The following is a 4,834-nucleotide window of genomic DNA, read 5'->3' on the forward strand; positions in this document are numbered from 1 at the left end:
CTGCCGGCCGCGACCATGGACATCGCCATGCAGGTCGCCCGGAGGGCCCTGGAGGTCCTCGGCGAGCAGATCCGCCTCGACTCCCTTTACGTCCACTCCCGCGCGAGCATCGGCGTCCGGCTCGGCACCGCCGACCAGACGGCCGAGGAACTGCTGCTGGACGCGGACACCGCCATGTATGCCGCGAAGCGCGAGGGCCGCAGCATCATCAAGGTCTTCGAACCCGTCATGCTGTACTCCCGGCAACTCCGCAGCCAGATGGCGACGGAACTGCGCGGCGCCATCAGCTCGGACGAACTCGTGCTGCACTACCAGCCCGTCGTCGAACTGGCGACGAACAGGATCCTCGGCGTCGAGGTCCTCGTGCGATGGCAGCACCCCCTGCGCGGACTCATCCCGCCGGACACGTTCATCCCCCTGGCCGAGGAGATCGGGGTCATCCACGACCTCGACCGATGGGTGATGTCCGCCTCGCTGCGGCAGCTCGCCCAGTGGCGCAGGGACTTCGTCCTCGACGACGACTTCCAGCTGCGCGTCAACCTCTCGGCCGTCGAACTGAAACAGCTCGACCTCGTGGACCACATCCGGACCCTGCTGCGCGAGCTCGACCTGCCCGCCCGCAACCTGGTCGTCGAGATCACGGAGACGGCGATCGTGACGCGGGGCGAAGTGGAGATGTACTCCCTGCTGAGCCTGCAGCAGCTCGGTGTCGGCATCGAGATCGATGACTTCGGTACCGGCTACTCCTCCATCAGCTACCTCCGGGAACTCCCCGTGAGCATGGTGAAGGTGGACCGCTCGCTCCTCGTCGAACTGAACACCCGGGCGGGGCAGCTGGAGTTCGTCGCGGCGATCCTCCAGCTCATCCGGGCCGCCGGACTCGAAGCGGTCTTCGAGGGCATCGAGACACGGGAGCAGGCGGACCAGCTCAGGGCACTGGGCTGCGCGAGCGGCCAGGGCTACTACTTCAGCCGCCCGATGCCTGCGGAGGAGACGGGCGCGCTCCTGTCCACCACGCGCTACCTGCGGGTCGGCGAAGGGGTCGACGGCCCGGAGACCGCTCCGTCGCGCTGATCCCTGCGCACGAACGGGGACGGAACCGGACCGCGTTCCCCCGCGACGGTCGTACCGCGACGTACGGGAACGGCGCCCGCCCAGCCCTTCCGGGTGGAACGGGCGCCGTTCGCGGTGGCTCCTAGACCAGGCGCGTGAGCCAGCCGTGCGTGTCCTCGACGGTCCCGGTCTGGATGCCCAGCAACTGGCTGCGGATCGACATGGTCACCTCTCCGGCGGGCGTGCCGGCGGCGCCAATGAATTCGTCGCCGTCGCGCAGCTGTCCGATCGGCGTGATCACGGCCGCCGTACCGCAGGCGAAGACCTCCGTGATATCGCCGCCGGCGACGCCGTCACGCCACTCGTCGAGCGTGATCTTGCGTTCGCTGACGGTGAGCCCCCGGTCGCGGCCGAGCTGGATGATCGAGGACCGGGTGATGCCCTCCAGGATGGTGCCGGACAGGGCAGGAGTGACGAGCGAACCGTCCCGGAAGACGAAGAAGACGTTCATGCCGCCGAGCTCCTCGACGGCGTTGTCGTTGAACTGGTCGAGGAACAGCACCTGCTTGCAGCCGTGCGCCTCGGCTTCGAGCTGGGCGGCGAGCGACGAGGCGTAGTTGCCGCCGGCCTTCGCTGCACCGGTTCCGCCGCGCCCGGCCCGGGCGTAGTTGCGCGACACCCAGATGTCCACCGGCTTCACCTCGCCGCCGAAGTAGTTGCCCGCAGGTGATGCGATGACCCGGTAGGACACCTCGCGGGCGGGCCGGACCCCGAGGAACGCCTCGGTGGCGATCATGAACGGCCGGAGGTAGAGGCTCTCGCCGTCCCCGGAAGGGATCCAGTCGGCGTCCACCGAGACGAGCTGGCGCAGGGACTCGAGGAACAGCTCCTCGGGCAGCTGGGGCAGTGCCAGGCGGGCTGCGGAGCGGTTGAGGCGGGCGGCATTCGCATCGGCGCGGAACGTCCACACCGAACCGTCGGCATGACGGTAGGCCTTCATCCCCTCGAAGATCTCCTGGCCGTAGTGCAGGACGGCGGCCGCCGGATCGAGCGCGATCGGACCGTAGGGCTCGAGTCGTGCATCGTGCCAGCCGCCGACGCCGGACTCGTCCACGCGGAAGTCGACGACGGCCGTGTGGTCGGTGAAGAAATTGCCGAAGCCCGGATTCGCCAGCACCGCCTCGCGCTCCTCGGCCGACGCCCGCTGCGTCGACAGGTGCTGGGCGAACTGGGTATCGGTGGCTGTCATGGTTCCTCCGCGCTGGAACGGACTGCACGTGCGGCGTGGCCGCCGTCGCCCGTCGGTGGTCAGTGCTCCGGCACTGGGTTAATGATGTGTAACCACCTTAGGACACGGCAGCGGCAATAGCATCGCCGACGGCCGACGTGCTGCGGGCCCCGGAACGGGCGGCGATGTCCTGCTCCACGGCCTGCTCGATCCGCTCCGCGGGAGCGTCGTGGCCGAGATGCCGGAGCAGGAGGGCCGCGGACAGGATCGCGGCCGTGGGATCGGCCACCTGTCGGCCGGCGATGTCCGGGGCCGATCCGTGGACGGGCTCGAACATGGACGGCGCGGTGCGGTCCATGTTGAGGTTCGCGGACGCGGCGAGGCCGATCCCTCCCGACACGGCGGCGGCGAGGTCGGTGACGATGTCACCGAACAGGTTGTCGGTGACGATGACGTCGAAGCGCGACGGATCCGTGACGAGGAAGATCATCGCCGCGTCCACGTGCAGGTAGTCGTGGCTCACGTCGGGGAAGTCGGCGGCGACCGCCTCGACGGTGCGCTTCCAGAGGTGGCCCGCGTAGACGAGCACGTTGTGCTTGTGCACGAGCGTGAGCTTCTTCCGGCGTCCCGAGGCCCGCACGAAGGCATCCCGGACCACGCGCTCCACACCGTGGGCGGTGTTGAGGGAGACCTCGGTGGCCACCTCGTGCGGTGTTCCGCCACGCAGCGTTCCGCCGTTGCCCGTATAGGGACCTTCCGTGCCCTCACGGACGACGACGAAATCGATGGTGCCGGGGGCGGCGAGCGGGCTGGGGACGCCCGGGTACAGCCTCGAGGGGCGCAGGTTCACGAAGTGGTCGAGCGAGAAGCGGAGCTTCAGCAGGAATTCCCGTTCGATCAGGCCCGAGGGGATGCGGGTGTCGCCCGGGGCGGCACCTACCGCCCCGAAGAGGATGGCGTCATGGCTCCGCAGTCGCTCGAGGGTGGCATCCGGCAGGGTCTCCCCTGTGGCGAGCCAGTGCTCGGCGCCGAGCTCGTACTCGGTCAGCGCGACATCGACGGCGTTCCCGACGGCCGCCAGCAGGACCTTCACCGCTTCGGCGGTCACTTCGGGTCCTATCCCGTCTCCGGGGATGACGGCGAGGTCGATGTGGTGCGCGGCATCAGTCATGCTCCCAGCGTAGGAAAGCGCCAGAACCCGCGACAATCCGTCCGCAGGGTGAGACGGCTCCACCCGTGGTCGGATGTACGACGGCGGGGCCCCACCTAGAGTTGGTCCCCATGGACATCCACCTGCGGCTGGCACGCTGGGTCCGAGCGCACCCCGGGACGATCGATGCATGGCTCGCGCTGGGGATCTTCGTCTTCCTCGTCCTGCCGTTCGCGGCGAGCGGCGTGGGGGGCATGAGCCCGACCGTCGTCGTGTCCGTGGCCCTGGTGCTCCCCCTCGCGTGGCGCCGTTCGCGCGTGGTGCTCTCTGCCTCGGTCATCGCGGGCGTCTCCGTACTGCAGCTCGTCACCGGCATCGAACCGGTCCCCGCCCAGTTCGTCATCCTCGTCACGATCTACACCCTGGCGGCCTTCGGCCCGCGGTGGGCGAGCCTCGGGGGCCTCGGCCTCGCCATCGCCGGGGCCGCGATCGGCCTCGTCCGGTACGGCGACCTGCTGGGTGTGAGCGGAAGCGATTCCGTGCTGACGACGGTGCCCCTGTTCCTCATCCTGCTGTTCTTCGTGGAGTCCCTCGCGCTCCTCGCCTGGACGATGGGCGACCTCGCCCGGTCCCGGCGGCTCACGTACCGTGCGCTCCAGGACCGGAACCGGCGGCTCGAGGTCGAGCGGCAGCAGGAGCGCGACCTCGCCGCGGCCGACGAGCGCAGCCACATCGCCCGGGAAATGCACGACATCGTGGCGCACTCCCTGTCGGTGATCATCACGCAGGCCGACGGCGCACGGTATGCGAGCGCGCACGCACCCGAAATCGCCGTCCGGACGCTCGGTACCATCGCCGACACCGGGCGGGGTTCGCTGCGCGAGATGCGGCGGCTGCTCGGCGTCCTCCGCGGTGACGAGAGTGCGTCCACCCGGCCGCTCCCCACGCTCGACGACATCGACTCCCTCATCCAGTCGGTCCGCAGATCCGGTGTGCGGATCGACTGCCGCCGCATCGGCACGCCGCGCAGGCCCCTGCCGCTCGGAGCCGAGCTCACGGCGTACCGGGTGGTGCAGGAATCGCTCACGAACGTGCTCAAGCACGCGGGATCGGCCACGTCCACGGAGGTGTCGCTCGAGTACGGCCCGCGCGGACTGACCATCACGGTGGACGACGACGGGCGCGGGGCCGCTCCGGATCCTGCCACGGCGGGGGCGGGCCAGGGCATCATCGGCATGACCGAACGGGTCCGGCTCTACGACGGCACGGTCTCGGCCGCGCCGCGCACCGGGGGCGGCTACCGCGTGGAGGCATTCATCCCGTACACCCAGGCCTAGGCTGGGGAGACCGCCCAGCAGCCCACCCAGGACAGCACAGGAGAGCGACACCACCGTGGACAGCAC

4 protein-coding genes are annotated in these 4,834 nt (G+C 69.7%); 2 read left to right on the forward strand and 2 right to left on the reverse strand.

Annotated elements, in window-relative coordinates; genetic code table 11:
* Positions 1–1,074: putative bifunctional diguanylate cyclase/phosphodiesterase (locus CVO76_RS06890; RefSeq protein WP_208741413.1), on the forward strand; the 1,074-nt coding region annotated here is incomplete at its 5' end.
* A gap of 121 nt (positions 1,075–1,195) precedes the next feature.
* Here CVO76_RS06890 and CVO76_RS06895 read toward each other — a convergent pair.
* On the reverse strand, positions 1,196–2,302 hold the full coding sequence (locus CVO76_RS06895; protein ID WP_208741415.1) for a branched-chain amino acid aminotransferase: 1,107 nt from the start codon (positions 2,300–2,302) through the stop codon (positions 1,196–1,198).
* Positions 2,303–2,399: 97 nt separating this feature from the next.
* Entirely contained in the window at positions 2,400–3,452 is a 1,053-nt protein-coding gene (locus CVO76_RS06900) for a 3-isopropylmalate dehydrogenase (protein WP_133080761.1), read from the reverse strand.
* 110 nt (positions 3,453–3,562) lie between these two features.
* Here CVO76_RS06900 and CVO76_RS06905 point away from each other — a divergent pair, with 110 nt between their 5' ends.
* Positions 3,563–4,768, forward strand: a complete 1,206-nt coding sequence (locus CVO76_RS06905) for a sensor histidine kinase (RefSeq protein ID WP_208741416.1) — start codon at positions 3,563–3,565, stop codon at positions 4,766–4,768.
* The last annotated feature ends 66 nt before the right edge of the window (positions 4,769–4,834 follow it).

It is taken from the genome of Arthrobacter agilis (assembly GCF_002953615.1).
In the GTDB taxonomy this organism is placed as follows: domain Bacteria; phylum Actinomycetota; class Actinomycetes; order Actinomycetales; family Micrococcaceae; genus Arthrobacter_D; species Arthrobacter_D agilis_B.